This is a genomic window from Streptomyces sp. CAI-85 (assembly GCF_013363615.1).
Lineage (GTDB): Bacteria > Actinomycetota > Actinomycetes > Streptomycetales > Streptomycetaceae > Streptomyces > Streptomyces antibioticus_B.
On the sequence record NZ_JAANNX010000004.1, the window covers coordinates 337,851 to 363,317 of the forward strand.

Below are 25,467 nucleotides of genomic sequence, written 5' to 3' on the forward strand. Positions count from 1 at the left end.
CTCCCCGCCTCTGTGCCCAGGGCCTGATCCGTCACCGCTGCCGCGTGCGGACACGTGACGTGGAAGGACGACGTGCGCCGTGACCTCGCTCCCGCTCGACACCGCCCCCACCGCCGCCGCGGCCCCGCCGGTCCCCCCGCCGCCGGAACCCGTGCCCCCGTCCCCCGGTCTCCCCGCCGCCACCCTCGCCCGGTACGCGCTCAGTCTGCTTCCGCTGCTGTATCTCGGGGTGTGGGCGGCCGTCGACTGGCCCGCCGTGCGCGACGGCACCGCGCGGCTGGCCACCGCCGATCCGTGGTGGCTGCTGGCCGGGCTCTTCTTCACCTACCTCGGCGCGGTCGCCGCCGCCTGTGTCCGGCAGGGCGCGATCCAGGACCGGCTGCCGCCCGGTCTGCTGATCGCCTCCCAGATCGCCGCCGGTGCCGCGAACCATGTGCTGCCCGCGAGCCTCGGCGCCCACGCGGTCACCGTCCGCTTCCTCCAGCGGCAGGGTGTCCCGCTGGCCCGCGCGACCGCGTCGATCGGGCTGTACTCGCTGGTCAGGGCGTTGGCGAAGACACCTCTGGTGCTCGCCTTCCTCTTCATGGCCCCCGTGGCGGCGCTCATCCCCGACGACCGCGCCCTGCTGCTGGCGGCCGTGGGGATCGTGCTGGCGCCCGCGGTGGGCGCGCTGCTGGTCGGCGTGGTCCGGCCGCTGCGCGGTCCCGCACTGGGGTTTATGCGCACGGCCCTCACCGACGTCCGCCGGCTGCACACCCGCCCGGGCAGGTTCGTGCCGCTGTGGGGCGGCGCGCTGGCGGCGCCGCTGATCCAGGCGTGTGTGGTGGCGTCGGTGGGGAAGGCGCTCGGGCTGCCGCTGAGCTGGCCCGAGCTGCTCTTCGCGTTCCTCGCGGCGAGCACCGCGGCCGGGGCCGTCCCGGCGCCGGGCGGGATCGGCCCGGTGGACGCGGCCCTGGTGCTGGCGTTGGCCGGTTACGGCGCCCCGCTGGCCCTGGCCACGGCCACCGTCATCGGCTACCGCACGCTGACGGTGTGGGTGCCGCTGCTGCCCGGGATGCTGGTGCTCTCGGCGCTGGTGCAGCGGCGGCACCTGTGAGCGGGGCCTCTGAACAACGCGAAGAACGCCACCCGGGCCGCGGGCCTCAGCCCTCGTCCGGCGCGAGCCGCAGCGAGACGCTGTTGATGCAGTACCGCTGGTCGGTCGGGGTCGGGTAGCCCTCCCCGGCGAAGACGTGCCCGAGGTGCGAGCCGCAGCGCGCGCACCGCACCTCGGTGCGGACCATTCCGTGGGAGCGGTCCTCGATCAGCTCCACCGCGTCGGTGTCCTTCGGGTCGTAGAAGGACGGCCAGCCGCAGTGCGAGGCGAACTTGGTGTCGGAGGTGAACAGTTCGGCGCCGCAGGCCCGGCAGGAGTACACGCCCTCGGTCTTGGTGTCGGTGTACTCCCCGGTGAAGGCGGGCTCCGTGCCGGCCTGCCGGAGCACGGCGTACTCGGCGGGCGTCAGCTCCGCCCGCCACTGCTCGTCCGGCTTCTCGACGTCGTACGACATGAGCCTCAACCCTTCTGCTGGGGAACTACCGTGCGAGACGGTCCAGGATGCGCGGGCCCAGGTCGGTCACGTCGCCCGCGCCCATGGTGAGAACGAGATCCCCGGGCTTGGCCATTCCCGCGACCACGTCCGGCACCTCGCCCTTGTCGTGCACCGGCGTCACGTCCGCGCCCGCGGCCCGGGCGGCGTCGATGATCAGGGCGCTGGTGACCCCGGGGACCGGGTCCTCGCGGGCCGGGTAGATGTCGAGGACGACGGAGGCGTCGGCCAGGGTGAGGGACTCGCCCATCTCCTTGCCCAGCTCCTGGGTGCGGGAGAACAGATGCGGCTGGAAGACGACCAGGATGCGGGCGTCACCGGCGGCCGCGCGCATCGCCTCCAGGTCGGCCGTCATCTCGGTCGGGTGGTGGGCGTAGGAGTCGATGACCTGGACCCCGGCGGCCTCGCCCTTGAGCTGGAGGCGGCGCTTGACGCCGGTGTAGGCGGCGAGGGCGGGGGCGAGTTCCCCGGCCGGGACGCCGAGGGCGGCACCGGCGGTCAGCGCGGCGACGGCGTTGTGCGCGTAGTGGCGGCCGGGCACGGACACCGTGAAGGTGATCTCCTGTCCGTCCAGCAGGACGGTGACCAGGCTCTTCAGCCCCTGCGGTACGACGGACAGCACCCGGACGTCGGCGTCCTCGGCCTCGCCGTACGTCACCACGCGCACGCCGTCGAGCCGCCGGGTCAGTTCCCGCGCGCCCTCGTGGTCGGCGGAGATCACCAGGGTGCCGCCGGGCACGATCCGGCCGGCGAAGGTCTCGAAGGACTCGTAGATCTCGTCCATCGAGGCGTAGTTGGCGTGGTGGTCCAGCTCCACGTTGAGGACGATCGCGACCTCGGGGGCGTACTTGTGGAAGCTGCGGTCCGATTCGTCCGCCTCGGCGACGAAGATCTCGCCGTCGCCGTGCAGCGCGTTGGAGCCGGGCGCGTCCAGGTCGCCGCCGATGGCGTAGGAGGGGCCGCGGCCCAGCGCGGACAGCGAGACGGCCAGCATGGAGGTGGTGGTCGTCTTGCCGTGGGTGCCCGCGACCGCGATCGGCCGCAGCCCGTCCATCAGCGCGGCGAGCGCGTCGGAGCGGTGCACGACGGGGACGCCCAGCTCGGCCGCGCGGGCCAGCTCGGGGTTGTCCTGACGGATCGCCGAGGAGACCACGACACAGCTCGCGTCGTCGGCCAGGTGCTCCGCCGCGTGCCCGATGTGCACGGTGGCGCCCAGGGCGCGCAGCGCGGCGGCCGTCTCCGACTCCTTGGCGTCGCTGCCGGCCACCCGGGCGCCGCGCTGCGCGAGGATCTTGGCGATCCCCGACATCCCGGCGCCGCCGATGCCGATGAAGTGCGGTCGGTCCATGGCGGGAGGAAGGCCGGGTGCCATGCGTGTCTCCTGGTGGTACGGCGAACGTTCAGTCATCCCGAACCCTATGGCACGGCCCCTGCGGCACGGGCCGTCGCCGTACGGAACGCCTCACGCCTTGCTGTGGGAGAACAGCTTGAGCACGGGCACGCCCACCTTGTGGCGGGCCCGTGAGGCCCAGTCGCGGTGGAAGAACTCCTCGACGTAGTGCGGGTCGGTGAGCACGATCACCTCGTCCGCCCCGGCCTCCTCCACCAGGGTCTTCAGCGCGTCCAGCGGATGGTCCTCGACCAGCCGTCCGGTCGCGTCGTGGCCGGCCGCGTTCAGTGCCTGGAGGGAGACCTCCAGGGCTCTCTCCCCGAACCCCTTCGCCTCCTCCCCCTCGGGGGTCTCCCGCTCGCGCGCGGCCTCGTCCAGTTCGCCGAGCGCCACGTCGTCGATGGCCCGCAGCAACCGGTCGGCCTGGTCGCCGCGTGGCTGGAGCAGCACATGGAAGGAGACCTCTTCGTCCCCGTGCAAGGTGGCGACGAACTCCACGTCTGCGGACGTCAGGGCCTTCTCGATCATCAACACGCTTGTGAACACCAGCGCCCCATTCTCCTGCGGAAACCATCCTTCCCCGTGCCAGCACGGGAACTGCGAGTCCTAGTCTGCCCACCCGAAGCTAACCGGAACGACAGATTCCGCCGTTTTCGGGACCTTGGGGGTGTCGGATCCGGGGGCGCACACCTCGCACACCTGCACGCATAACCCCGCACGGCCGTTTCAGGCCCGCCCGTACCTGCCGAAGAGGAACCCGTCCTCCTCCAGCAGGGACATCAGTGCGAAGCGCTGCGGCACCGGAACCGACGGGCCGCCCGCGATGCGCTGCGCGTCCCCCGCGGTGAGCATCGGCGAGACGGTCAGGCACAGCTCGTCGAGGACCCCGGCGGCGACGAACTGCCCCAGCAGCCGGGGGCCGCCCTCGGTGAGCAGCCGGGTGTGCCCCAGCTCGGCGAGCGCCCGGACCGCGCGCGCGGGATCGACGCCCATGCCGTCGCCCGCGATCACCACCCGCGCGCCCGCCTTCTCGGCGGCGGCCACCCGGTCGGGGGCGGCCGCGGCGCCGGTCAGCACCAGCGTGGGCACCAGGGGGGAGGTGAACAGCGGGAGCGAGAAGTCGAGGTCCAGGCTCGCGGTGACCACGGCGACCGCCGGGGCGGGCCCCTGCCCGGCCGCCTCCCGCCGCGCCGCGAACTCCGCCCGCGCGCGGGCCGGCCGGTACTGCTCCTGCCGTACGGTCTCCGCGCCCGCGACGACGACGTCCGCGAGCCCCCGCAGGGTGCCGAAGATCCGCATGTCGGCGGCGGTGGAGATGGGCTGGGACCGCCCGTCGTGCTGGGCGGCGCCGTCGAGCGTGGACACCATGTTGGCCCGCAGCCAGGGCCGGGGCTCGCCGGGAGCGGGCGGCGGATAGGCGTACGCCTCGGCCAGCTCGTCGAGACTCCACTCCCGCTCGCCGCCGGAGGCCGTCGGTACTGTCTGGTCGGTCACAGGGAACAGCCGTCGCATGCCAGGCAGTCTGGCACGGCGACTAGCATGGGGAACCGTGTCCTCTTCCACCCCCGCTCCCGGTATCGACGCGATAGCCGACGCGGCCCCCGTGTCCCTGTGCGCCCGTGAGCCGTTCGTCCCCGCGGACCGGCTGGTCGCCGAGATGGTGCCGCCGCCGCGCTTCGACTCGGTCCGCTTCGGCACCTACATCCCGGACCCGAACCAGCCGAGCCAGACCGAGGCGGTCGGTGTCCTGGAGGGCTTCGCGGGCGGGCTCGGCGGAGCGCACGCCGTGGGCTCCGCCAGGCGGGGGTTCCTCGGCTTCGGCCGGGCGAAGGCCCCCAGGACCCCGGCGGGCCCGCGCGGCGTCTATCTGGACGGCGGCTACGGCGTCGGCAAGACCCATCTGCTCGCCTCGCTCTGGCACGCCACCCCGGCCGAGCCCGCGCTGAAGGCGTTCGGCACCTTCGTGGAGCTGACCAACCTGGTCGGCGCCCTCGGCTTCCAGCAGACCGTGAGCACGCTCTCGGGCCACCGGCTGCTCTGCATCGACGAGTTCGAGCTGGACGACCCGGGCGACACGGTCCTGGTCTCCACCCTGCTCGGCAAGCTGGTGGACGCCGGTGTCGCGCTCGCCGCCACCTCCAACACCCTGCCCGGCAAGCTGGGCGAGGGCCGCTTCGCGGCGGCCGACTTCCTGCGCGAGATCCAGGGCCTGTCGGCGCACTTCCGCGCGCTGCGCATCGACGGCGAGGACTACCGGCACCGCGGGCTGCCCGAGGCGCCGGCGCCGTACTCCGACGAACAGGTGACCAAGGCGGCGTACGCCACGCCGGGCGCCTCGCTGGACGACTTCCCGCATCTGCTGGACCACCTCGCCAAGGTCCACCCCAGCCGCTACGGCGCGCTGACGGACGGACTGACGGCGGTGTGCCTGACGGACGTGCGGCCGATCCCCGACCAGTCGACGGCCCTGCGGCTCGTCGTCCTGGCCGACCGGCTCTACGACCGTGAGGTCCCGGTGCTGGCCTCCGGGCTCCCCTTCGACCGGTTGTTCAGCGAGGAGATGCTGAACGGCGGCTACCGCAAGAAGTACTTCCGGGCCATCTCCCGCCTCACCGCGCTGGCCCGCGACGCCCAGCGGCTCGTCGACCCCCGGTAACGTTCGGTAACACCGGCTTCACGCCATACGACCCTCGCTTTTGAGGCGCACTTTTTCTGGAAACGTCCAGTTAACCCTGCAAAGTTCTTTGCAGGGTTAACGTGTTTCTTGACCTGTCATTGACCAACCATTGGTCTGGACTAGAGCTGCCGCATGGCCTGAACCGCCCGGAGGGAGGCGCATGTTCCGAGGTACGGCCGCCCGGGCGGTCGTGGCGTTCGTCGCCGCCGTCCTGCTCGCCCTCCCGTTCCTCGCACCCGCCCCCTCGTTCGCACATGCGTACACCGCACACAAGGCCGAGACCGGGGCCCGGCCCGGGACCGCCCCCTCCGCCCAGGCCCCGCGCGAGGCGTATGTCACGGTCCGTGACTGCGGCCATCTCGGCGGCGCCGCCGATCCCCTGCGCTCCCGCGACCGCCACCGCGTCGCGTCCACCGCCGCCCCGGCGCCCCAGGAGCCCGAGCGCGCCCCGCTGGCGCCGGAGCCCGCGGCCCGTCACGGCCGGGACCGCCCGGCCGAACCCTACGACCGCCCGTCGAGACCCCCGGCCGCCCGCTCCCCGGAGGCACTCCAGGTCTTCCGCTGCTGACGGCGGCGCGGCACCCGCAGAACCGCAGTTCCCCCACTGTCCTGTGTTTTGCACGTCCGACGCGCCCCCACAGCGCGCCAGGAGGAGTCACCACGTCATGCAGCCCCTCATCGACAACGCCCGTACGTTCGGACAGCGCCCTGAGGAGTTCGCCGAGCTGGCCGAGGGCCAGTCTCCGCAGGTCCTGTTCATCACCTGCTCCGACTCGCGGGTCGTGCCCGCGCTGATCACGGGCGCCCGCCCCGGCCAGCTCTTCGAGCTGCGCACCGCGGGCAACATCGTTCCCCCCTACGGCTCCGACCGCCCCACCGGCGAGGCGGCCACCGTCGAGTACGCCGTGGAGGTCCTCGGCGTCCAGGACGTCGTGGTCTGCGGACACTCGCACTGCGGTGCCGTCGGCGCGCTGGTGCGCGGCGACGACCTCGACGCCGTCCCCGCCGTCCGCGACTGGCTGGCGCACGCCGCCGACGAACCCGGCGGCGCCGACCCGAAGGACCCGGCGGTCGCCCTCGCCGTCCAGCACCACGTCCTCGCCCAGTTGCTCAGGCTGCGCTCCTACCCCTGTGTGGAGAAGCGGCTCGCGGACGGCCGGCTGCGGGTGCGCGGCTGGTACTACGAGGTCCACACCGGCGCGGTGCTGGAGCACCGTGTGGACACCGACAGCTTCGAAGCCCTGTGAGCGGCCCGACGCCCGCCCCCGCGGAGTCCCGGCGCATACCGCGACTCCCCCGCCCCGGGCGGGACCGGTTCCCGCACCTCGGGCAGGACTTCGCCGCCTCGCTCGTCGTCTTCCTGGTGGCGCTGCCGCTCTGTCTGGGCGTGGCGGTGGCCTCCGGGGTGCCGGCCGAGCTGGGGCTCGTCACCGGGATCGTCGGCGGTCTCGTCACCGGGCTGATGCGCGGCAGCAGCCTCCAGGTGTCGGGGCCGGCCGCAGGGCTGACCGTGCTGGTGCTGGAGGCGGTGCGGGAGTTCGGGCTGCCCGTCCTCGGGGTGATCGTCCTGGCGACGGGTGTCCTCCAGATCGGGATGGGTGCCCTGCGGCTCGGCCGGTACTTCCGGGCGATCTCGGTCTCCGTGGTCGAGGGCATGCTCGCCGGGATCGGTCTGGTGCTGATCGCGGGCCAGTTCTACGCGCTGATCGGCGCCGAGGCCCCGGGCTCGGGTACGGCGAAGATCGCCGGGCTGCCCGGGGCGCTACGGGAGGCGGCCGGCTCCACCGCGGCGATCGCCTCCCTGGCGCTCGGCGCGGGCACCGTCGCCGTCCTGGTGCTGTGGCCGCGGCTGCCGGCGGCGGTGCGGACCGTTCCCGGCCCGCTGGCCGCGGTCGGCCTCGCCGCGCTCGCCGCGTTCGCGCTGGACCTGCCGGTGACGATGGTGGAGGTGCGCGGGCTGCTGGACTCGGTGCGGCCGCCGACGCCGTCCGCCCTCGACGGCGTGGCGGTCCTCGGGCTGCTCGGCACGATCGTCGCGTTCACGCTGATCGCGTCCGCCGAGTCGCTGTTCAGCGCGGCCGCGGTGGACAGGCTGCACACCGGCCCGCGCACCGAGTACGACCGGGAGCTGGTCGCGCAGGGCGCGGGCAACACGGTCTGCGGGCTGCTCGGGGCGCTGCCGATGACCGCGGTCATCGTGCGCAGCGCGGCCAACGTCCGGGCGGGCGCCCGCACCAAGGCGTCCCGGGTGCTGCACGGCGGCTGGCTGCTGCTGTTCGCGGCACTGCTGCCGGGCGTGCTGGCGCACATCCCGCTGCCGGCGCTGGCCGGGGTCCTGGTCCACGCGGGCGCCAAGCTGGTCCCGGTGCGCGCACTGGCGACGCTGTGGCGCGACCATCGCGGCGAGGCGCTGGTCCTGGTCGTCACCGCGGTGTCGATCGTCGTGGCCGGCATGTTCGAGGGCGTGCTCATCGGGATCGGCCTGGCGGTCGCCAAGACGGCCTGGGACTCCTCGCACATCCGGCTGGAGGTCGTGGACAAGGGCGCCGGCCCCGTGCAGGCGTATCTGTCGGGCAACGCGACCTTCCTGCGGCTGCCGAAGATACTCGACAGCCTGGAGTCCCTTCCGCAGGACCGCCCGGTCGAGCTGGACGTCTCCGGTCTGCACCACCTCGACCACGCCTGCCGTACGGCGCTGGAGAACTGGGCCGAACGGCACAGCGCGACCGGCACCGATCCGGTGCGGGTCAGGGCGGGCTGAGCCGGGTGCGTGCCCGCCGCCGTCGGGGCCGGTCCCGGCTCCGACGGCGGCGGGCATATCGTTGAATAAGCGAACGCATCGGGACAGGCGAACGTATCGGTCCTGACGTCGAGGAGGTCGCCATGCTCCAGGAACTGCTGGGCGCGGCCCTGGCGGCGGGCGCCGCGGGCCTCGTGTATCTCGGGGCGGCCGCCCGGGTCGTCAAACAGTACGAACGCGGTGTGGTGCTGCGCCTCGGCCGGCTGCGCGGCGAGGCCCGGACACCGGGGTTCACCCTGGTGGTGCCGGCCGTGGACCGGATGCACAAGGTCAACATGCAGATCGTGACGATGCCGGTCCCGGCGCAGGAGGGCATCACCCGGGACAACGTGACCGTACGGGTCGACGCGGTCGTGTACTTCCGGGTGGTGGACGCGACGGCCGCCGTCATCAACGTCGAGGACTACCGGTTCGCCGTCTCGCAGATGGCCCAGACGTCCCTGCGCTCGATCATCGGCAAGAGCGAGCTGGACGATCTGCTGTCGAACCGGGAGAAGCTCAACGAGGGTCTGGAGCTGATGATCGACAGCCCGGCGGTGGGCTGGGGCGTGCAGATCGACCGGGTGGAGATCAAGGACGTGTCGCTGCCGGAGTCGATGAAGCGCTCCATGGCCCGCCAGGCCGAGGCCGACCGGGAGCGGCGGGCGCGGATCATCAACGCGGACGCCGAACTCCAGGCGTCGAAGAAGCTCGCCGAGGCGGCGGAGCAGATGTCCGACCAGCCCGCCGCGCTCCAACTGCGGCTGCTCCAGACGGTCGTCGCGGTGGCCGCCGAGAAGAACTCCACCCTGGTCCTCCCCTTCCCGGTGGAGCTGCTGCGCTTCCTGGAGAAGGCCCAGCAGCAGACGACGGTCCCGGCCGCTCCACCCGTTTCTCCACCCGCCGTGGGGGAACGGCCGCCCGCTCCCCCGCGGACCCTGCCCGACGGCGAGCCGGCGCCCCCGGCCGCCCAGCCGCATCCGCCGGCGCCCCGGCACGAGCCGCCCGCCGCCTCCACGGAACTCGACCGGTGACCGTGCGCCGGTGACACGGGGACACGGCCGCCGGGCGTGGTTCCGGGGGCGTGCCCGGGGTGGTAGACACAGCGGAATCACAGTTTCCTGTCCCCCAGCAGGAAGGTTCCCGCATGTCCGCGACACGTCGTCAGATCCTCGCCCGTACCGGCGCCCTGGGAGCGGGCATCGCCTTCTCCGGCGCGCTCTCCGACCTCTTCGCCGGCGCCGCCGCCGCCCAGGATCTGGGACACGGCGGCTACGGCCCGCTCGTCCCCGACCCGGAGGGCCTGCTCGACCTCCCGGAGGGCTTCCGTCACCGGGTGCTCTCCCGCGAGGGCGACCCGCTGCGCTCCGGCGAGGGCCCGGTCCCCTCGAACCACGACGGCATGACGGCCCTGCCCGGCCGCCGGGGCCGTGAGCACGTCGTCCATCTGGTCCGCAACCACGAGAACCGTCCCACCGCCCGGTACCGGGTCCCGGCGGTCGAGGGCCTGACCTACGACCCGGCCGGCCTCGGCGGCTGTACGGCCCTCACGCTGGACTCCCGCGGCCAAGTGCTCGCCGAGCGGGTCGCCGTCGCCGGTACGGCCGTCAACTGCGCGGGCGGGCCCACCCCTTGGCACACCTGGCTGACCTGCGAGGAGACCGAGGACAGGGCGGGCACCAACGGGTACACCAAGGACCACGGCTTCGTCTTCGAGGTCGATCCGGCCGACCCGCGCCGCACCGGTGCCGTCCCGCTGACCGCGATGGGCCGCTTCCAGCACGAGGCGGTGGCCGTCGACCCGCATCTCGGGGTCGTCTACGAGACGGAGGACGCGTTCGACGAGCCGTTCGGCCTGTTCTACCGGTTCCTGCCGAGGAAGCCGCTGGGCGGCATCGGTTCGCTGCGCGCGGGCGGCCGGCTCCAGGCGATGCGCGTCCCCGGCGTGCCGGACCTCTCCTCGATCCAGCGCACGGGCACGGTCTTCGACGGCGTCGAGTGGGTCGACGTGCCCGACCCGCTGGCCGCCGTGACCCCGACCCGGCTCCAGGACTACGGTCCGCGCGGCATCACGCACGCCCAGAAGCTGGAGGGGTGCTACTGGGGCGGGCGGTCCGTGTACTTCGTGTCGTCGTTCGCGCGCAGCGCGGAGGGCTCGGCGGCGGACCACTTCGGCCAGGTCTGGCGCTACGACCCGGCGCGGCGGCGGCTCACCCTGGTGGTCGTCTTCGGCCCGGACACCGACGTCCGGCTGCCGGGCGAGTCGCCGGACAACATCTGTCTGGCCGCGGGCGGCGGTCTGATGGTGTGCGAGGACGGCGAGGGCGCCCAGCACGTCTTCGGCGTCACGCGGCACGGCGAGGTCTATCCGATGGCCCGCGGCCGCCAGAACATCGGCACCCCGGAGGCGCCGGAGTGGGGCGAGTTCGCCGGGGTCACCTTCGCGCCCGACGGCCGCACGATGTACGTCAACTGCTACACGCCCGGGACGACGTTCGCGGTGACCGGCCCCTGGCGGCGGTAGGGGCACCCCCGGCCGGGTGACGGCACCGGAGAGCCGATTCCGATATCACCACAGAGGTGATGTACAGGGTCATACGTTCATACGATGATCCTCCCCGTACGTCGACTCGCTCTCCTCTGCGCCCTGGGCGCGCTCGGGGCCGGACTCACCGCCTGCGGCACGACTCCGGCAACGCCCCGTCCGCCCCACCCGGCCCCCACCGCCCACCGTGCCGTCCCCACCAGGCCGCCGACCCTCGCCCCGGGCCCCGCCGGACTGACCCCCGTCTTCGAGCACGGCCCCCGCACGGCCGGGAAGACCGTCGCCCTCACCTTCGACGCCGACATGACCGCCGACCAGGGGCCCCGGGCGGCGGCCGGCGAGCACTTCGACAACCCGGCGCTGATCGCCGCCCTGCGGACACTGAAGGTGCCGGCCACCGTCTTCATGACCGGCCGCTGGGCCGAGGAGTACCCCGCCCAGGCCCGCGCCATCGGCCGCGACCCCCTCTTCGAGATCGCCAACCACTCCTACAGCCACTACGCCTTCACCGCGGACTGCTACGGCCTGCCGACCGTCTCCGGGGACCGCATGCGGGCCGACGTGGAGCGCGCGTACACCGCCTTCCGCCGCGCCGGCGTACCCGACCCGATGCCGTACTTCCGCTTCCCCGGCGGCTGCTACGACGGCCGGGCCCTGCGCGCGGTGAGCGGCACCGGGGTCACCGCCGTGCAGTGGGACGTGGTGAGCGGCGACGCCTTCGCCACCGACGCGGACGCCGTGGCCCGGGACGTCCTGGCCGGGGTGCGCCCGGGATCCGTGGTCGTCATGCACTGCACCCGCAGCGCCGCCCCCGCCACCGAACGCGCGGTCCGCACGATCGTCCCCGAACTGCGCCGACAGGGCTACCGCTTCGTGAAGGTCTCCGAACTGATCGCCACCGCCAGCGGCCGCTGACCACCGGGGCCACGGCTCGTACGCTGGACACATGAGCGACGACACCTACTGCCTGATCGACGCCACCGAACCCCCCACGGCCGAAGCCCCGCCCTACGCCGAATGCGTCCAGTGCCGCAAACCCACGGAGTACCCGGAGTCGTACAAGGGGATCACCCTGTGCCCGGTCTGCGAATGGCGCGAGGCCGAACGCACGTCTTGCTCAGGGTGAGCGACGGGAGGTGAGCGCGCAGGCCGCGCCCGTCGCGGCGGCCGTCAGCAGGACCGCGGCCGCGAGCGGGAGCAGCGGCAGCCGGACGGTCGCGGTGTGCGAGCCGCCGACCAGACCGCTGACCGCCGCGTGCGCCGGGGATCCGGACACCACCAGCGCGCCCAGGGCCGCGAGCAGCAGCGCGGGGACCGCCCGGCCCGGTGAGCGCAGCACGGGCCAGGCGGTGAGCGCGCCGACGGCCGTGCCGAGCAGGGCGCAGATCAGCGTGGCGAGCAGTCCGGCGGCGGTGCCCGCGACGGCGGGGACGCGCTGCTGGTGGTCCGCGGTGACCGGGTCGCTGACGAGGGCGACGACCGCCGTGGCCGCCGTACCGAGCAGGGCCGCCGTACCCAGCGCGACCAGGACGCACGCCAGATGCGTCCGCGCGGGACCGGCCGCCGCCGCGACGACGGTCCGCGCGGCCGGGGGTTCGTTCCCGACGCAGATCCGCACCAGCCAGGCGGCGACGGGCAGCAGCGCGGCGGCCGCGTAGCCGAGCGAGTCCAGCAGCGGCTGGCCGCCCCGCACTCCGACGGCCAGGAAGACGGCGTACAGCAGGAACGGCGGAAGCCAGCGCTGGGAGCGCAGGAGCAGGGCGCCGTGGTAGCGCAGGAGGGCGGTCACGGGCGGCCTTCGGGTTCGGCCGGGCGCACGCTCACGACGTGCCACGGCGGGCTCGCGGTCAGCAGGGCGCGCAGCAGGACGTCGGAGCGGGCGGCGGGGACGGTCAGCCGGTGGGCGCGCTCGCCCGTCTCCTCGGCGGCGACCGCCAGGGCGAGCGCCTCGGCGGGCAGCGGCGCGGCGCCGCGCACCTCGACGACGGTGTGCGGACCGGGGTCGGCGGCGGGACCGGGTCCTTCGGGACGGCGATGCAGGGTGCCGTCGCGGACGGTGTGGACGGCGTCCGTCATCCCGGCGAGGCGGCGCGGGTCGTGGTCGACGAGGACGACGGCCGTGCCGTCGGCCGTGCACTCGGCGACCGCGCGTTCCAGTTCGGCGCGCGCGTCGGTGTCCAGGCCCGTCCACGCCTCGTCCAGGATCAGCAGCTCCGGCGCGGCCAGCAGCGCCTGGGCGACCGCCACCTTCTGGCTGCTGCCCTTGGAGAGCCGGGCCATGGGGGTGTGGGCGTGGGCACCGGCGCCGAGGCGCTCCATCCACTCGGCCGCCGTCCGCCGGGCCGCCGCCCGGGAGACGCCGTGCACGGCGGCGAGGTGGGTGAGCCAGCCGAGGGCGGTGAAGGGGAGCGCGGCGGGGAAGCGTTCGGGGACGTAGGCCGTGCGGGGGCGGCCGCTGACCCGGCCCTCGGTCGGGGTGTCGGTCCGGGCGAGCAGCCGCAGCAGCGTGGACTTGCCGGTGCCGTTGGCGCCCTCGACACGGATCAGCGCGGCGGGCGGCACGGTGAGGTCCACCCCGCGCAGGATCCAGGGGCCGCGCGGGCCGTAGCGGCGGCCGACGGCGTCCAGCCGTAGCGCGTGGTCGTCCATGTGCACCGTCTCCGTTCCGCTCGTTCCCGGCCGCTTCGGGCGCGGATCTTGGGGCTGGCAGACTGGAGGACGTGGCGAGTGATGCGGGCGTTCCCGGTGACAGTCCTTTTCGGTCCGAGCGGTCCGTGCGGGACGAGGGTCCGCAGTTCGTGCTGCCGTTGGTGGTGCGGATCGAGCGGGGTGGGCCGCCGGCGCGGACGGACGCGTTGGAGACGGCCGCGCGGGCGGTGCTGACGCTGCTGGCCGACGAGCGGGCGCGCGGCGAGGGCGAGTGGGCGCGGGCCGTGCGGGACTGGCAGGACGCCCGGATCCGCAAGGTGGTGCGGCGGGCGCGCGGTGCGGAGTGGCGGCGGGCCGAGGCGCTGCCCGGCATCACGCTCACCGGCAAGTCCGCGGAGGTGCGGGTCTTCCCGCCCGTCCCGCTGGACGGCTGGCCCAAGGATCTGGCCCGGCTCCAGGTCTCCGGCACCGACCTCGACGACCCGGAGCCGCCGGGGGACGCCGCTCCGGGGACGCCGGTGATCTGGTTCAACCCCGGTCTCGCCATGTCCGCCGGCAAGGCGATGGCCCAGGCCGGGCACGGTGCCCAGCTCGCCTCGTGGGAGCTGTCGGAGGGGGAGCGGAACGCCTGGCGCGAGGCCGGGTTCCCGCTGGCCGTGCGGACCGCGACGGCCGGGCTGTGGAGTGAGCTGACCGCGAGCGGGCTTCCGGTGGTCAGGGACGCCGGATTCACCGAGATCGCGCCCGGCAGCGCCACCGTGGTCGCCGACCATCCGGCGCTGCGCTGAGACCGGCCAACCTCAAATGTTCCTCTGAAGGCGGGGCACCGACGGTTCGGGGGAACTCAGCGGGGCCATACCCCCGTCACCACCGAGGGGGCACGGCACGAAGGAGGCGGGGGCCATGGCACGACTGGGCACGGGCATCGGCTGGCGGCCGGAGATCGCGGACGCCGTGGAGCGGATGCCGGGCATCGACTGGGTCGAGGTCGTGGCGGAGAACACCTGCCCCGGACACCTCCCCGACTCCCTGCGACGGCTGCTCGACCGCGGGGTCACCGTCGTCCCGCACGGCGTCTCGCTGGGCCTCGGCGGCGCCGACCGGCCCGACGCCGGACGGCTGGCCGCGCTCGCCGAACGGGCCGAGGCGCTGGGCTCGCCGCTGGTCACCGAGCACATCGCGTTCGTCCGCGCGGGCGGCCCGCTGACCACCACCGCCCGTCTGGAGGCCGGGCATCTGCTGCCGGTCCCGCGCACCCGTGACGCCCTCGACGTGCTCTGCGAGAACGTGCGCATCGCGCAGGACGCGCTGCCCGTCCCGCTCGCCGTCGAGAACATCGCCGCGCTCATCTCCTGGCCGGGCGAGGAGATGACGGAGGGGCAGTTCCTCTACGAACTGGCGGACCGGACCGGCGTACGGCTGCTGATCGACGTCGCGAACCTGCACACCAACCACGTCAACCGCGGCGAGGACCCCGCCAAGGCGCTCGCCGAACTGCCGCTGGAGGCCATCGCGTACGTCCATGTCGCGGGCGGCTTCGAGCGGGACGGCGTCTGGCACGACAGCCACGCCCACCCGGTGCCCCGCCCGGTCCTCGACATCCTGGCCGACCTCGCCTCCCGGGTGTCCCCGCCGGGCGTGCTCCTGGAGCGCGACGAGAACTTCCCCGAACCGGGCGAGCTGGAGCGGGAGTTGGACGCGATCAAGGACGCGATCAAGGAGATGGCCGGGGAGCTGGTCGGGGAGCCAGTCGGGGAGCCGGTCGGGGAAGCGGTCGGGGAGACAGCGCAGGTCGACGTGCCCGCCGCCGGTGACGCGGCCCGGCAGCGCCTCGGGCTCGCCCAGGCCGCGCTGCTGTCCGCGCTCGTCGCGGGGACCCCGGCGCCGGAGGGCTTCGACCGGGTCCGGCTCGGCGTCCAGGCGCGGTCCCTGGCGGCGAAGCGGGCGGACGTGGTGGCCAAGGTGGCTCCGGAACTCCCCGGGATCCTGGGCACCGGTTACCGCCCGGCGTTCCTGGCCTACGCCCAGGGCCACCCGATGCGCGGCGGATACCGGCAGGACGCCCTGGACTTCGCCGAGCACGTCCTGCTCGGCGGGAGCCCCGCCGAGGGACGGTCCCGGCGGGAGCTGCGGCGCTGGTGGCTGGACCGCTCGGGCCCCGCCCCGCGGTCCCGTTCACGGCTGGCCCGGGTGGGACGCTCGCTGACCGGGCGGTGAGGGCGTGAGGGTCGAATCGGGGCAGCTTTCACCCGTTCGGCGGTTTCCGGAAAGGGCGCAGTAAACTACGCCGTCCCGCACCCGATCGAGCCGAGCGTGCGGTGCCGTGCACAGGAGGCACCATGCGACCCCGTCCCCCGGTCCAGGGCCGAGGCATCATCAGCGGTACCGGTCTCGTCTTCGTGTGCCTGGCCGCGACCCTCGTGGCACTGCTCCTCCCCGTCCTGTCCTACCTGGGCCGGTCCGACGAGGACGGGTCCGACGGCGGCGTGGACGTGCTGAACGCGCAGAGCGTGGTGACCCCCTACGGGCCGCTCTCCGCGCTGGACCAGGAGTTCGTCACCAAGGTGCGGCTGGCCGGGCTGTGGGAGCTGCCCGCCGGCGTCCAGGCCGAGGAGAAGGGCACCACGGACGCCGTACGGACGGCGGGCCGGCACCTGGTGGAGGGGCACACCTTCCTGGACGAGCGGGCCCGGGACGTGGCGGCGAAACTGGGCCTCCCGCTGCCGAACGAGCCCGACGAGCAGCAGCGGACCTGGCTGGCGGAGCTGGACGCGGCGCGGGGCCGGGCGTTCGACTGGACGTTCGCCAACACCCTGCGGGTCGCCCACGGACGGGTGTTCTCCCTGGTGGCGCAGGTGCGGGCGGGCACCCGCAACTCGCTGGTCCGCGCCCTCGCCGACGACGCCAACTCCACCGTGCTGGACCACATCCGGGTCCTGGAGGCCACCGGGCTCGTCGACTACGACGCCCTGGCCCGGGAGTTGGCGACGGGCGGCCCACCGTCGTCCACCCGCTCCACCGCCCCGCCCGGCCTCACCGGCGATCCCGGCACGGTCGTCCCACTGTCCCCGCCGCCGGACCCGGACCCGAACCCGACGGACCCGGACCCGGCCCCGAGCTACCCCCTGCCGCCCGCCGCGACGGGCCCGCCGTCCTCCTGAATCCACCGGGAACGTCACATATCCGCGACGCCGTGTCCGGATGGTGAAAACGGTGTGGCGGCGGGCGCGGGTGACGGCATAGAAAAACGGCATGTTCTGGGTCCTTCTCCTGGTGTTGGCATGGGTCGCCGCCGGTGCGGCGTGCGCCCGGCTGTGTCTGGCCGCCGTCCGCGCGGCGGCCGTCGGCCGGGACACGGACCCGGACCGCCACCCCCGCAACGCACACGATCTGACGCTCTACGAGGCGGCGTTCCTGTCCGGCGGCCCCGGCAGGGTCGCCGAGCTGACCCTGGTCTCGATGGCCCGTCAGCGCCGGCTGCTGCTCGCCCACACCGGCTGGGCGACCGTGGTGGACCCGCACGGGCAGGACGAGATGGAACGGTCCGTCATCGGGGCCATCGGCCCGCAGGGCCAGTCCCGGATAGCGCCGGTGCGGGCCGCGACGGCGGCCGCGGACGCGGTGCGCTCCCTCGCCGACCGGCTGGTGCGTGCGGGCCTCGCCGTACCGGACGGTCCCCGTACGACGGTCAGCACCGGGATACGGCACGTGCGGGGCGCCGCCCTGCTGGTCCTGGCGCTGGCCGTGGTGGCGCTGTCGATGCCGGGCGCGACCGGCATGCCGCGCTGGCATGTCGCCCTCTGGTTCGCGCTGCCGCTGGCGCTGACCCTGGGCTGTCTGGCGATCGCCCGGGTCGAGGTGCCGCCGGGCGCCCGCTGGGCCTCCCCGGCCGGTCAGCGACTGCTGGGCACGCTGGCCCGGCGAGCACACCACACCGGCACCGACCACGCGGGGAGCGCGGCGGACGAACGGGCGTATCTGACCTCCGTCGCCGTACTGGGCATACGGGCGGCCGAGCCGCATCTGCGCGCCGCCTTCGGACACCGCGAGCCGTTCCCCCGCGACTGAGGCTCTCCCGTCCCTCGCAGGGGGCATTGCCGCCGACACCCGGGGACGGTGCTTGCCTTCCCCCTGACCCGAACCAAACATCCCTTTTGTCGCACCGCCGTGTGGCACCGCGCATCGAAGGGACTCGTATGAGAGCCGCCGCCCTCTGTTCGGCCACCGGAGCCCTGCTCCTGACCGCCCTCTCCGCCGCCCCCGCGGGCGGCGTCCCCGACACCAGCGGTACGGCGGCCGCCGGCGCCCCCGCCGGTGTCGCGCTCGCCGCCGCGCGGGCCGCCGAGGAGGGCGTGACCTTCGGCGCCTGCCCGGACGCGCAGGACCTGCCGGGCTCGATGCAGTGCGGCACCGTCACCGTCCCGCTCGACTACGCCAAGCCCGGCGGCAAGCAGATCAAGCTGACGGTCAGCCGGGTGCGGGCCACCCACACCGACCCGGGCAACAGCAAGCGCCGGGTGCCCCGGCAGGGCGCGCTGGTCTTCAACCCCGGCGGCCCGGGCGGCTCCGGACTGTACTTCCCCCTGATCGGCCTGCTGCCCGAGTGGAAGCGGATCGGCGCCGCCTACGACCTCGTCGGCTACGACCCGCGCGGCGTCGGACGCTCGGCGCCCCTGTCCTGCCAGGACCCCAAGGGCTTCTTCAAGGGGCCCTCGCCCGCCCCGGTGCACCCCTCGGAGTCGTACAAGCGGGAACGCGTCGCGCGGGCGAAGGCGTACGCGCGCGGCTGCGCCAAGCGCGCGGGCAGCGCCCTGCCGCACTACAACTCGCTGAACAACGCCCGCGACCTGGACGTGCTGCGGGCCGCGCTGGGCGAGGAGAAGCTGACGTTCATGGGCTCCTCGTACGGCACCTACTTCGGGGCCCTGTACGCGACGCTGTTCCCCTCGCACGTGCGGCGGATGGTGTTCGACGCGGCGGTGAACCCGGCGCCGGAGAAGATCTGGTACCGCAACAACCTCGACCAGTCGATGGCGTTCGAGAGCCGCTGGACCGACTTCCGCGAGTGGATCGCCCGGCACGACGAGGTGTACGGGCTCGGGCGGACGGAACAGGCGGTGCTGCGCAGCTACGAGCGGGCGCGGGCCCGGCTGGCCGCGCAGCCGGCCGGCGGCACCGTCGGTCCCGGCCAGCTCCAGAGCGCGTTCCTCCAGGCCGGGTACTACGACGACTTCTGGCCGCACCGCGCGCGGGCGCTCTCGGAGTATCTGAAGGGCGACCCCGAGGAGCTGATCGCGCAGGCCGGTCCGATCACGGAGGCCGCTGTGGAGGCGGAGAACGCCTCGGCGGTGTACACGGCGGTGGAGTGCAACGACGCGCCCTGGCCGACCGACTTCAGGACCTGGGACCGGGACAACACGCGGCTCGCGCGGGTGGCGCCGTTCGAGACCTGGGACAACGTGTGGGCGAACCTGCCGTGCGCGTACTGGCCGGCCGCCCGGCAGCGGCCGCTGGACGTACGGACCGGCCCCGGCGAGCTGCCGCCGACGCTGATCCTGGCCGCCGAGCGGGACGCGGCCGCCCCCTACGACGGGGCGCTGGAGATGCACCGGCGGCTGACCGGCTCGGTGCTGGTGACCGAGCGGGACTCGGGCACCCACGGCATCGCGGGCGGGCCGAACGCCTGCGTCAACGCCCACCTCGACGCGTATCTGCTGGAGGGACGGCTGCCGGTGCGACGCGCGGCCTGCGCACCGCACCAGGAGCCGCGGCCGACGGACCCGGCCGTGGAGGCGACGGAGACCGAGAAGTCCCGGACCAGGGTCCTGCGTCCGGCGGTCTGAATCAGGCGGGCCGTCTGATCAGGCGGGCCGCCCGATCAGGCGCGCGGTCTGATCAGGCGAGGCCCGCGACCAGCTCGGCGACGTCCTTGCGGCGGCCCGTGTAGAACGGGACCTCCTCGCGGACGTGCAGCCGGGCCTCGGAGGCCCGCAGATGGCGCATGAGGTCGACGATGCGGTACAGCTCGTCGGCCTCGAACGCCAGGATCCACTCGTAGTCGCCCAGCGAGAACGACGCGACCGTGTTGGCGCGGACGTCCGGGTAGCCGCGGGCCATCTTGCCGTGGTCGGCGAGCATCCGGCGGCGGTCCTCGTCGGGCAGCAGGTACCAGTCGTAGGAGCGTACGAACGGGTACACGCTCACGTAGTCGCGGGGCGTCTCGTCGGCGAGGAACGCCGGGATGTGCGAGCGGTTGAACTCGGCGGGGCGGTGCAGCGCCATGTTCGACCACACCGGTACGAGAGCGCGGCCCAGCCTGGTGCGGCGGAAGAGGTTGTACGCCTCCTGGAGCTGGTCGCTGGTCTCCGCGTGCCACCAGATCATGACGTCGGCGTCGGCGCGCAGTCCGGACACGTCGTAGGTGCCGCGGATCGTCACGTCCTTGGCGGCGAGCTGGTCGAACAGCTCCTGGACCTCGTCGGCGTAGCCCGCGCGGTCCTCGGGGAGCGCGTCCTTCAGCTTGAAGACGGACCACAGCGTGTAGCGGATGACCTCGTTGAGGTCCTTGGCCAGCTTGCCCTTGTTCGGGATACGGGCCGGCTCGGTGGTGGGGGCGTCGTCACTCATGGCCCTATTCTCCCGCTCCGCCGTGCAGGCTCTGCACCGGGTGCGCGGTCAGCTCCCGGGCTGCGCTCTGGTCGCCGTCGAGCTGGTCGACGGCCGCGTAGGCGCTCGCGATGCAGGCCGGGATGCCGACGCCGTCGTAGGGCGCTCCGCAGACGGCGAGGCCCGGGAGCTTGGCGATGTGCTCGCGGATGCGGGCCACGCGCGCGTGGTGGCCGACCGGGTACTGGGGCAGGCCGTCCGTCCAGCGGGTGACGCGGGTCTCCAGCGGGGTGGCGTCCAGGCCGGTGGCGGCGCGCAGGTCGTGCCGGGAGACGTCGGTCAGTTCGGCGTCGGTGCGCCGGAGGATCTCCGTCTCGCCGTACCGGCCCACGGAGGTGCGCAGGACGACGACGCCGGGGTTCTCGTCGGCGATCCAGCCCCACTTCTGGGAGGCGAAGGTGGACGCCTTGACGGTGCGGCCGTCGACCGGCGGGACGAGGAAGCCGCTGCCGGCCGGCAGCGCGGTGTCGGCGCGGCGGTAGGCGAGGGTGATCAGGGCCATGGAGGCGTACTCGACGGCGGCCAGGTCGGCCGCGGCGGCCGGGGACTCGGGGGCGAGCAGCCGGGCGGCGACGGGTGCGGGGGCGGCGACGACCACGGCGTCCGCGTGCAGCAGGCGCTCCCCGGCCCGCACGCGCCAGCCGCCCGCGGCCTCGCGGCGCAGCTCCTCGACGGGCGCCCGCGTGTGGATCTCCCCGCCGCGCGCGCGGACGGAGTCGGCGACGGCGAGCGGCAGGGAGCCCACGCCGCCCTCGACGCCCATGAACACCGGGCCGGACTGCCCGCTCCCGGCGGCCTTGGCCTGGAGGGAGCGGACCGCCTCGGTGAGCGAGGTGTGGCCGCGCGCGGCCTCGAAGAGCTGCGGGACGGCCGAGCGCATCGAGATGCGGTAGGCGTCGCCCGCGTAGACGCCGCCGAGGAGCGGTTCGACCAGGCGGTCGACGACCTCGCGGCCCAGGCGCGCCGCCACGTACTCGCCGACGGCGACGTCCTCGCCGGTCTCGGTGGGGGGCAGGTCGGCGTCGCGTTCGATGCGGGCGAGCCCCTCGTCGGAGAGCACGCCGCTCAGCGCGGCCGCCGTGCCGGGGACGCCCATGACATGGCCCTTGGGCATGGGGCGCAGGGCGCCGCGGGTCCACAGCGAGGCCGTCGCGGTGGCGGGCGGGGTCAGCCGGTCGCCGAGGCCCACATCGCGCGCGAGGCCGACCGCCTCGGGGCGGCGGGCCAGCATCGACTCGGCGCCCAGGTCGACCCGGACACCGGCGATCTCGCCGGGCAGCAGCTTGCCGCCGACCCGGCCGGACGCCTCCAGGACCGTCACCCGCGCGCCGCGCTCCAGCAGCCGGTGGGCCGCGGCCAGCCCGGCGATCCCCGCTCCGACGACGACCACGTGCCGCCGCGTGTCCGTGCCCGTTGCGCTCATGTCCCCACTCTCTCAGACCCCACCGACAGCGCCGCCAGGGCCTTGTGGCCCCTTCGCGTCCCGACCGTGATCTGTTCGGAACCGTCGCCGCCGAACATCCGGGGCGCGTACGGCGTCGAAGTGTCGAGAAAGCAGCCGACACGACCCTCGGGGGGTTCGCAGACATGCGCACACGACGTTCCGTACGACCGGCCCAGGCGTTGGCCGGTGTCCTGCTGGCGGCGGGCCTCGCGCTCACCGGGTGCGGTGCCGGGTCCGGCTCGGGCGACTCCGGCGCCGACAAGGCGGCCGTGCCCGACGCCCGGTCCGAGGCACAGGCGGGCGCCGTCCAGGAGGACGCCAAGCAGGGCGCGGGCGACAGCGGTTCGCAGGCCACGTCGGCGCCGAAGGTCACCCCGAACCGCATCATCCGCACCGCGTCGCTGACGGTGCAGGTCAAGGATGTGACCGACGCCCTCGACGAGGCCCGTACGACCACCGAGAACGCGGGCGGTTACGTCGGTGACGAGTCCACCACCCGCGACGAGGACGGCGCCGAGCGCACCCGGCTCGTCCTGCGGGTGCCGGTGGCGCGCTACGACGACGTCCTCGCCGACCTCCAGGGCGCGGGCAAGCTGCTGGAGCGCACGGCGAAGGCGCAGGACGTCACCGATCAGGTCGTCGACGTGGAGAGCCGGATCAAGACGCAGCAGGCCAGCGTCGCCCGGGTCCGGGAGCTGATGGACCAGGCCACCAAGCTGAGCGACGTGGTCACCCTGGAGGGCGAGTTGAGCCGCCGGGAGTCCGATCTGGAGGCGCTGCTCGCCCAGCAGGCGTCCCTGAAGGACCGCACCAGCCTGGCGACCGTCACCCTTAACCTGCGGGAGAAGCCGGTCGAGGAGACCGCCGGGGACGACGACCCGGGGTTCGTGGACGCGCTCGCGGGCGGCTGGGACGCGTTCCTGACGATGCTGCGCTGGATCGCCGTCGCGTTCGGCGCGGTGCTGCCGTTCCTCGTGGTGGCCGCGCTGCTCGTCGCGGGGTGGCTGCGGCTGCGGCGGGGGCGCCGCCGGACGGCCCCGGCGGGCGAGCCCGGGCAGGACTGAAGTGCCGGGCCCCCGTAGCGTGTTCGTATGAGCATGGAACGACTGGTCGTGATCGGCGGGGACGCCGCGGGCATGTCCGCGGCGTCCCAGGCCCGCCGCCTCAAGGGGCCCGGGGAACTGGAGATCGTGGCGTTCGAACGCGGCGGCTTCACCTCGTACTCGGCGTGCGGCATCCCGTACTGGGTCGGCGGGGCCGTCCCGGACCGGGACGCGCTGATCGCCCGGACGCCGGAGGAGCACCGGGCCCGCGGGATCGGGCTGCGGCTGCGCACCGAGGTCACCCGGATCGACGTGGCCGGGCGGCGCGTACACGCGCGTGACCTCGATTCCGGGGCGGAGTCCTGGACGTCGTACGACAAACTCGTCGTCGCGACCGGGGCGCGGCCGATCCGGCCGGAGATGCCCGGGGCGGACGCGGCGGGTGTGCACGGGGTGCAGACCCTCGGTGACGGGCAGGAGCTGATCGACTCGCTGGCCCGCGCGCGGGGGCGGCGGGCCGTGGTCGTCGGCGCCGGCTACATCGGCGTGGAGATGGCCGAGGCGCTCATCGACCGCGGCTTCGAGGTGACGGTCGTCAACCGGGGCAGCGAGCCGATGGCGACGCTCGACCCGGACATGGGCCGGCTGGTGCACCGGGCCATGGAGGGCCTCGGCATCACCATGGTGAACGACGCCGAGGTCACGGGCGTGCGCACCGGCGACGACGGCCGGGTGCGGGCGGTGGTCACCGACGCCGCCGAGTACCCGGCGGACGTGGTGGTCCTCGGCATCGGGGTCCGCCCGGAGACCTCGCTGGCCGAGGCGGCCGGACTGCCCCTGGGCGCGCACGGCGGTCTCCTCACCGACCTGGGGATGCGGGTGCGCGGACACACCGACATCTGGGCGGGCGGCGACTGCGTGGAGGTCCTCGACCTGGTCTCGGGGCAGGAACGCCATGTGCCGCTGGGCACCCACGCCAACAAGCACGGCCAGGTCATCGGCACCAACGCGGGCGGCGGCTACGCCACCTTCCCGGGCGTCGTCGGCACGGCCGTCAGCAAGGTGTGCGACCTGGAGATCGCCCGCACCGGGCTGCGCGAGAAGGACGCGCACCGGGCGGGCCTCCGGTACGAGACGGTCACCATCGAGTCGACCAGCCGCGCCGGCTACTACCCCGGCTCCTCCCCCATGACCGTCAAGATGCTCGCCGAACGCCGCACCGGGCGGCTGCTCGGGGTGCAGATCGTCGGCCGCGAGGGCGCGGGCAAGCGGGTGGACATCGCGGCGGTGGCCCTGACGGCCGGGATGACGGTGGAGCAGATGACGGCCCTGGACCTGGGCTACGCCCCGCCGTTCAGCCCGGTGTGGGACCCGGTCCTGGTGGCCGCGCGCAAGGCGGCGGCGAAGGTCCGCGACGCCGGTTAGGCGGTCCCGCTGAGCCGCGGCAGGGTGGAGACCGGGGCGGTGACGGAGGAGGTGGAACCAGACCCGGAGGTGGACGTCGAGGTGGACGTCGACTCCGTCGGCTTGGCGTGCGCGGCCGACGCCGGCCGGGAGCGCAGCCGGTGCGCCACCGCCTCGTCCAGCGTCACCGGCCGCTGCATCTGCGAGGCGAGCCGCCCGGCCTCCTGGCCGAGCCGGGCCACGTCCTCCCAGGGCAGCCGGATCACCAGGGATATCTCCGCCTCGCCGTCGGGCGTGGCGTGCATCGGGGGAGCAACTCGGTCGGTCATCGCCTGATCCTCACGTCATCGCCGCGCGCCGCCTGCGCCGGGCCGCGGCCGTTGCCGGTTCATACGCACGGTCCGAGAGCGGTGTTCACCGGTCCGCCCACCGATTCACCCGGCGGATCGGGGGCAGTAGTCCCTTGTGGTCATCCCCGTCCATGACGTGAACCCGGTCCGCCGCACCCCCGTCGTCACCTACGCGCTGATCGCCGCCAACGTCCTGGTGTTCTTCTTCATGCCCGGCCTGTCCGGTTCCGTGGCCGGGGACAGCACGCTCGCCCAGACCTGCCATCTGCACGCCTTCCTGGAGCAGTACGCGGCCGTGCCGACCGAGCTGATCCACCATCGGCTGCCCCGGCTGGTCCCCACCGGCGACACCCACGCCGGCGGCTGTCTGCTGGGCCCGCCGGACTACGACAAGTCCCCGCTGTTCAGCGTGTTCACCGCGATGTTCCTGCACGGCGGCTGGCTGCACCTGCTGGGCAACATGCTGTTCCTGCTGATCTTCGGGAACAACATCGAGGACCGCATGGGCCACATCCGCTTCGCGCTGTTCTACGTCGTCTGCGGCTACGCGGCGTCGTACGGCTTCGCGCTGCTGAACGCCGACTCCACCGACCCGCTGATCGGGGCGTCGGGCGCGATCGCGGGCGTGCTGGGCGCCTACCTGGTGCTGTATCCGAGGGCCCGGGTGTGGGTGCTGGTGCCGTTCCTGGTCTTCCTGCCGCTGCGGCTGCCGGCCTGGCTGGTGCTGGGCTTCTGGTTCGTGCTCCAGGCCGTGTACTCCTCCGGCGAGGGCGTCTCCGAGGCCGGGACCGTGGCCTACGCGGCACACATCACCGGGTTCCTCGCGGGCATGCTGCTCGCCTGGCCGCTCAAGGCGGGCACGCCCCCGCCGCCGGAGCCGCGCGGCCTGCTGTTCGGCAGACGGGCACGGCCCCGGCACACGTGGTGAGAG

At 74.0% G+C, this 25,467-nt stretch carries 26 protein-coding genes; 17 read left to right on the plus strand and 9 right to left on the minus strand.

Annotated features, from left to right (window positions below):
• The first annotated feature begins 79 nt into the window (after nt 1–79).
• Complete coding sequence (locus G6W55_RS08720) at nt 80–1,096, plus strand: lysylphosphatidylglycerol synthase transmembrane domain-containing protein (protein WP_175520209.1); 1,017 nt, start codon at nt 80–82, stop codon at nt 1,094–1,096.
• A 46-nt stretch (nt 1,097–1,142) separates the two neighbouring features.
• Here the strand turns inward: G6W55_RS08720 and msrB are convergent, their stop codons facing one another.
• The 4 genes from msrB to G6W55_RS08740 all read right to left on the minus strand — a co-directional run bounded on the left by msrB (nt 1,143) and on the right by G6W55_RS08740 (nt 4,491).
• Nucleotides 1,143–1,550: a peptide-methionine (R)-S-oxide reductase MsrB gene (gene msrB, locus G6W55_RS08725; protein WP_175520210.1), complete on the minus strand. Its 408-nt coding sequence runs from the start codon at nt 1,548–1,550 to the stop codon at nt 1,143–1,145.
• Nucleotides 1,551–1,575: 25 nt separating this feature from the next.
• A complete protein-coding gene (gene murC / locus G6W55_RS08730; RefSeq protein ID WP_175520211.1) occupies nt 1,576–2,961 on the minus strand; it encodes a UDP-N-acetylmuramate--L-alanine ligase in 1,386 nt (461 codons plus the stop codon).
• A 90-nt stretch (nt 2,962–3,051) separates the two neighbouring features.
• The gene (locus G6W55_RS08735; RefSeq protein ID WP_030789634.1) at nt 3,052–3,525 is read right to left on the minus strand and encodes a hypothetical protein; all 474 of its coding nucleotides are present in this window, start codon (nt 3,523–3,525) and stop codon (nt 3,052–3,054) included.
• Between the two features lie 180 nt (nt 3,526–3,705).
• Nucleotides 3,706–4,491 (minus strand): pyrimidine reductase family protein, encoded by a 786-nt coding sequence (locus G6W55_RS08740; RefSeq protein WP_175520212.1) that lies wholly within the window; start codon nt 4,489–4,491, stop codon nt 3,706–3,708.
• 37 nt (nt 4,492–4,528) lie between these two features.
• Here G6W55_RS08740 and zapE point away from each other — a divergent pair, with 37 nt between their 5' ends.
• The 8 genes from zapE to G6W55_RS08780 all read left to right on the plus strand — a co-directional run bounded on the left by zapE (nt 4,529) and on the right by G6W55_RS08780 (nt 12,106).
• On the plus strand, nt 4,529–5,635 hold the full coding sequence (gene zapE / locus G6W55_RS08745) for a cell division protein ZapE (protein WP_175520213.1): 1,107 nt from the start codon (nt 4,529–4,531) through the stop codon (nt 5,633–5,635).
• A 181-nt stretch (nt 5,636–5,816) separates the two neighbouring features.
• The gene (locus G6W55_RS08750; protein ID WP_175520214.1) at nt 5,817–6,224 is read left to right on the plus strand and encodes a hypothetical protein; all 408 of its coding nucleotides are present in this window, start codon (nt 5,817–5,819) and stop codon (nt 6,222–6,224) included.
• A gap of 97 nt (nt 6,225–6,321) precedes the next feature.
• Nucleotides 6,322–6,903: a carbonic anhydrase gene (locus G6W55_RS08755; protein ID WP_030789645.1), complete on the plus strand. Its 582-nt coding sequence runs from the start codon at nt 6,322–6,324 to the stop codon at nt 6,901–6,903.
• Nucleotides 6,904–6,938: 35 nt separating this feature from the next.
• On the plus strand, nt 6,939–8,417 hold the full coding sequence (locus G6W55_RS08760) for a SulP family inorganic anion transporter (RefSeq protein WP_175520255.1): 1,479 nt from the start codon (nt 6,939–6,941) through the stop codon (nt 8,415–8,417).
• A gap of 122 nt (nt 8,418–8,539) precedes the next feature.
• On the plus strand, nt 8,540–9,469 hold the full coding sequence (locus G6W55_RS08765) for a slipin family protein (protein WP_244369014.1): 930 nt from the start codon (nt 8,540–8,542) through the stop codon (nt 9,467–9,469).
• 113 nt (nt 9,470–9,582) lie between these two features.
• The gene (locus G6W55_RS08770; protein ID WP_175520215.1) at nt 9,583–10,959 is read left to right on the plus strand and encodes an alkaline phosphatase PhoX; all 1,377 of its coding nucleotides are present in this window, start codon (nt 9,583–9,585) and stop codon (nt 10,957–10,959) included.
• Nucleotides 10,960–11,043: 84 nt separating this feature from the next.
• Nucleotides 11,044–11,895: a polysaccharide deacetylase family protein gene (locus tag G6W55_RS08775; RefSeq protein WP_175520216.1), complete on the plus strand. Its 852-nt coding sequence runs from the start codon at nt 11,044–11,046 to the stop codon at nt 11,893–11,895.
• 31 nt (nt 11,896–11,926) lie between these two features.
• Nucleotides 11,927–12,106: a hypothetical protein gene (locus G6W55_RS08780; RefSeq protein ID WP_175520217.1), complete on the plus strand. Its 180-nt coding sequence runs from the start codon at nt 11,927–11,929 to the stop codon at nt 12,104–12,106.
• On the opposite strand, the gene G6W55_RS08785 is transcribed toward G6W55_RS08780, so the two are convergent.
• Both G6W55_RS08785 and G6W55_RS08790 read right to left on the minus strand, forming a co-directional pair.
• On the minus strand, nt 12,098–12,769 hold the full coding sequence (locus tag G6W55_RS08785) for an ABC transporter (protein WP_175520218.1): 672 nt from the start codon (nt 12,767–12,769) through the stop codon (nt 12,098–12,100). The genes G6W55_RS08780 and G6W55_RS08785 overlap by 9 nt on opposite strands.
• A complete protein-coding gene (locus tag G6W55_RS08790) occupies nt 12,766–13,629 on the minus strand; it encodes an ATP-binding cassette domain-containing protein (RefSeq protein ID WP_175520219.1) in 864 nt (287 codons plus the stop codon). The genes G6W55_RS08785 and G6W55_RS08790 overlap by 4 nt, the downstream gene beginning before the upstream one ends.
• A 71-nt stretch (nt 13,630–13,700) precedes the next feature.
• On the opposite strand from G6W55_RS08790, the gene G6W55_RS08795 reads away from it, so the two are divergent.
• From G6W55_RS08795 to G6W55_RS08815, 5 genes are all read left to right on the plus strand, one after another.
• Nucleotides 13,701–14,417 carry an aminoacyl-tRNA hydrolase gene (locus G6W55_RS08795; protein WP_175520220.1) on the plus strand — a complete coding sequence of 239 codons (717 nt, stop codon included), beginning with the start codon at nt 13,701–13,703 and terminating at the stop codon, nt 14,415–14,417.
• A 115-nt stretch (nt 14,418–14,532) separates the two neighbouring features.
• Nucleotides 14,533–15,846, plus strand: coding sequence for a DUF692 domain-containing protein (locus G6W55_RS08800; RefSeq protein WP_175520221.1), 1,314 nt, complete (start codon nt 14,533–14,535; stop codon nt 15,844–15,846).
• A 122-nt stretch (nt 15,847–15,968) separates the two neighbouring features.
• Nucleotides 15,969–16,790 carry a DUF4142 domain-containing protein gene (locus G6W55_RS08805; RefSeq protein ID WP_175520222.1) on the plus strand — a complete coding sequence of 274 codons (822 nt, stop codon included), beginning with the start codon at nt 15,969–15,971 and terminating at the stop codon, nt 16,788–16,790.
• A 91-nt stretch (nt 16,791–16,881) separates the two neighbouring features.
• Entirely contained in the window at nt 16,882–17,697 is an 816-nt protein-coding gene (locus tag G6W55_RS08810) for a TIGR04222 domain-containing membrane protein (RefSeq protein WP_175520223.1), read from the plus strand.
• 128 nt (nt 17,698–17,825) lie between these two features.
• Complete coding sequence (locus G6W55_RS08815; RefSeq protein ID WP_175520224.1) at nt 17,826–19,472, plus strand: alpha/beta hydrolase; 1,647 nt, start codon at nt 17,826–17,828, stop codon at nt 19,470–19,472.
• 52 nt (nt 19,473–19,524) lie between these two features.
• On the opposite strand, the gene hemQ is transcribed toward G6W55_RS08815, so the two are convergent.
• Entirely contained in the window at nt 19,525–20,256 is a 732-nt protein-coding gene (gene hemQ / locus G6W55_RS08820) for a hydrogen peroxide-dependent heme synthase (protein ID WP_175520225.1), read from the minus strand.
• Nucleotides 20,257–20,260: 4 nt separating this feature from the next.
• Nucleotides 20,261–21,718, minus strand: a complete 1,458-nt coding sequence (gene hemG / locus G6W55_RS08825; protein ID WP_175520226.1) for a protoporphyrinogen oxidase — start codon at nt 21,716–21,718, stop codon at nt 20,261–20,263.
• Nucleotides 21,719–21,882: 164 nt separating this feature from the next.
• On the opposite strand from hemG, the gene G6W55_RS08830 reads away from it, so the two are divergent.
• Entirely contained in the window at nt 21,883–22,803 is a 921-nt protein-coding gene (locus tag G6W55_RS08830; RefSeq protein WP_175520227.1) for a DUF4349 domain-containing protein, read from the plus strand.
• A gap of 27 nt (nt 22,804–22,830) precedes the next feature.
• Nucleotides 22,831–24,207: an FAD-dependent oxidoreductase gene (locus tag G6W55_RS08835; protein ID WP_175520228.1), complete on the plus strand. Its 1,377-nt coding sequence runs from the start codon at nt 22,831–22,833 to the stop codon at nt 24,205–24,207.
• On the opposite strand, the gene G6W55_RS08840 is transcribed toward G6W55_RS08835, so the two are convergent.
• Nucleotides 24,204–24,515 carry a hypothetical protein gene (locus G6W55_RS08840; protein ID WP_175520229.1) on the minus strand — a complete coding sequence of 104 codons (312 nt, stop codon included), beginning with the start codon at nt 24,513–24,515 and terminating at the stop codon, nt 24,204–24,206. The genes G6W55_RS08835 and G6W55_RS08840 overlap by 4 nt on opposite strands.
• A gap of 136 nt (nt 24,516–24,651) precedes the next feature.
• Here G6W55_RS08840 and G6W55_RS08845 point away from each other — a divergent pair, with 136 nt between their 5' ends.
• Nucleotides 24,652–25,464, plus strand: a complete 813-nt coding sequence (locus tag G6W55_RS08845) for a rhomboid family intramembrane serine protease (protein WP_175520230.1) — start codon at nt 24,652–24,654, stop codon at nt 25,462–25,464.
• Nucleotides 25,465–25,467: the final 3 nt, after the last annotated feature.

Bases quoted from the DNA above. Each gene is read 5' to 3' on its own strand.
- G6W55_RS08775 (WP_175520216.1), top strand. From the start codon at position 11,044: ATGATCCTCCCCGTACGTCGACTCGCTCTCCTCTGCGCCCTGGGCGCG.
- G6W55_RS08805 (WP_175520222.1), top strand. From the start codon at position 15,969: ATGCGACCCCGTCCCCCGGTCCAGGGCCGAGGCATCATCAGCGGTACC.
- G6W55_RS08780 (WP_175520217.1), top strand. From the start codon at position 11,927: ATGAGCGACGACACCTACTGCCTGATCGACGCCACCGAACCCCCCACG.
- G6W55_RS08790 (WP_175520219.1), bottom strand. From the start codon at position 13,629: ATGGACGACCACGCGCTACGGCTGGACGCCGTCGGCCGCCGCTACGGC.
- G6W55_RS08830 (WP_175520227.1), top strand. From the start codon at position 21,883: ATGCGCACACGACGTTCCGTACGACCGGCCCAGGCGTTGGCCGGTGTC.
- murC (WP_175520211.1), bottom strand. From the start codon at position 2,961: ATGGCACCCGGCCTTCCTCCCGCCATGGACCGACCGCACTTCATCGGC.
- hemG (WP_175520226.1), bottom strand. From the start codon at position 21,718: ATGAGCGCAACGGGCACGGACACGCGGCGGCACGTGGTCGTCGTCGGA.
- G6W55_RS08815 (WP_175520224.1), top strand. From the start codon at position 17,826: ATGAGAGCCGCCGCCCTCTGTTCGGCCACCGGAGCCCTGCTCCTGACC.
- G6W55_RS08840 (WP_175520229.1), bottom strand. From the start codon at position 24,515: ATGACCGACCGAGTTGCTCCCCCGATGCACGCCACGCCCGACGGCGAG.
- G6W55_RS08740 (WP_175520212.1), bottom strand. From the start codon at position 4,491: ATGCGACGGCTGTTCCCTGTGACCGACCAGACAGTACCGACGGCCTCC.
- G6W55_RS08800 (WP_175520221.1), top strand. From the start codon at position 14,533: ATGGCACGACTGGGCACGGGCATCGGCTGGCGGCCGGAGATCGCGGAC.
- G6W55_RS08755 (WP_030789645.1), top strand. From the start codon at position 6,322: ATGCAGCCCCTCATCGACAACGCCCGTACGTTCGGACAGCGCCCTGAG.
- G6W55_RS08810 (WP_175520223.1), top strand. From the start codon at position 16,882: ATGTTCTGGGTCCTTCTCCTGGTGTTGGCATGGGTCGCCGCCGGTGCG.
- msrB (WP_175520210.1), bottom strand. From the start codon at position 1,550: ATGTCGTACGACGTCGAGAAGCCGGACGAGCAGTGGCGGGCGGAGCTG.
- hemQ (WP_175520225.1), bottom strand. From the start codon at position 20,256: ATGAGTGACGACGCCCCCACCACCGAGCCGGCCCGTATCCCGAACAAG.
- G6W55_RS08750 (WP_175520214.1), top strand. From the start codon at position 5,817: ATGTTCCGAGGTACGGCCGCCCGGGCGGTCGTGGCGTTCGTCGCCGCC.
- G6W55_RS08765 (WP_244369014.1), top strand. From the start codon at position 8,540: ATGCTCCAGGAACTGCTGGGCGCGGCCCTGGCGGCGGGCGCCGCGGGC.
- G6W55_RS08770 (WP_175520215.1), top strand. From the start codon at position 9,583: ATGTCCGCGACACGTCGTCAGATCCTCGCCCGTACCGGCGCCCTGGGA.
- G6W55_RS08835 (WP_175520228.1), top strand. From the start codon at position 22,831: ATGAGCATGGAACGACTGGTCGTGATCGGCGGGGACGCCGCGGGCATG.